Source organism: Psychrobacillus sp. BL-248-WT-3 (assembly GCF_012843435.1).
Taxonomy (GTDB): Bacteria; Bacillota; Bacilli; order Bacillales_A; family Planococcaceae; genus Psychrobacillus.
Genome location: NZ_JABAFC010000081.1, coordinates 1 through 1,691, shown reverse-complemented (window position 1 = coordinate 1,691; position 1,691 = coordinate 1). Strand labels below are relative to the sequence as shown.

Annotated in this window: 1 protein-coding gene; it reads left to right on the top strand. The window is 38.1% G+C overall.

Going from position 1 to position 1,691, the window contains the following annotated elements; genetic code table 11:
• Positions 1-70: 70 nt before the first annotated feature.
• Positions 71-1,644 (top strand): IS3 family transposase gene (locus tag HF876_RS18680; protein WP_169361553.1). Its coding sequence is split into 2 segments (ribosomal slippage): positions 71-704 and positions 704-1,644, totalling 1,575 coding nucleotides; the frame shifts between segments, so codons are not numbered across the junction.
• Positions 1,645-1,691 lie beyond the last annotated feature (47 nt).

The following is a 1,691-nucleotide window of genomic DNA, read 5'->3' as shown; positions in this document are numbered from 1 at the left end:
TGATATGCTCCCCAATAGGTAGACAGATGAAAAAACAAAAATCTGTTTACCTGTTGGGGGGTATTTTTTTATGGCTCGAAGTAAGCATACAGTTGAACAAAAGCTAACCGTTCTCCAACTGTTTGAGGATGGAAAATATACATTAGAAGAAATTTGTAGAATGCATGAATTAACCTATACTACACTTTACCGTTGGCAAGTGAAATATAAAGCGGAAGGATTAGAGGGGTTGAAGGAATCAAAAACTTGGAAACCTTACTCCAAAGAACTGAAGGAAGCTGCGGTACTAGATTATACACGTAATGGACTAACCATGAATGAAATACTCGCAAAATATCAAGTGAGTAGTGATTCTGTTTTGTATGGTTGGATTCGCAAGTATAATAGTCATAGCGAATTAAAAGACTCAAGAAAAGGAATGAGTAAAACTATGACTAAAGCTAGATCAACAACGGTAGAGGAACGCATTGAAATTGCACAATATTGCTTAAACAATCAACGAAATTATCAAGCAACTGCAGAAAAATATGGGGTTTCGTATCAACAAGTGTATAGCTGGGTGAAGAAATTAGAAACAGCAGGCGAAATGGCATTAAAAGACGGTCGTGGGCGCACGAAATCAATGGAAGAATTAACAGATGAAGAGAAATTAAAATTACGCATGCAACAAATGGAACGGGAAATGGAACGCTTGCGTGCAGAAAACTTATTCTTAAAAAAGTTAGAGGAAATCGAGAGGAGGCGTTAATCAATCAAATTCGCTTACAACAGCGTTATCTAGCGATTCAGGAACTACATACAGAGGAACGAATTCCGGTTATCGTCTTATGTAAAATCGCTAAAATTTCACGTGCTGCCTATTATAAATGGTGCGCGCGCACCTCAACAAAGCGCGAACAAGAAAACGAAGCTTTATTAGAGGGGATTCGCCTACTATACGACCAGGTTGATGGAATCTATGGATACCGTCGTATGACGCTGACGATTAATCGTTATCGTGAATTGGCAGGCTCACCTACGTACAATGAAAAACGAATTTACCGTTTAATGCGTATGTATCTAATACAATCTGTCATTCGTCGAAAACGAAAAGGATATAAGAAATCTACACCACAACACGTTGCAGAAAATCTGTTAAATCGTAATTTTAAGGCTTCCAAGCCAAATGAAAAATGGTGTACAGATATTACCGAATTCAAATATGGTGTCGGAAGAAAAGCATATTTAAGTGCGATTATTGATTTACACGACGGGTCGATTATTGGTTATAAACTAGGTAAATCCAATAATAATCGTTTAGTCTTTGACACGATTATTCCAGTGATCGAACAATTACCAGCTGGCGCCTTCCCGATGATTCATAGTGATCGTGGCTTTCAATATACTTCGAAGGGATTTAAACGCATCGTAGATGGCGCTAAAATGACGCACAGCATGTCCCGAGTTGGCCGTTGTTTGGACAACGCTCCAATCGAGAATTTTTGGGGTACACTGAAATCAGAAATGTATTATTTACGGGAATTCCAGTCGTTTGAGGAATTAAGAAAAGCAGTTGATGTTTATATTTACTTTTACAATCATCAACGTTATCAAAAACGACTAAACGGCCTGAGTCCTTTAGAATTCAGAGCTCAAGCCGCTTAGTTCAATTTTTATTATTTACACTGTCTACTTGACAGGGGGCAGTCCAT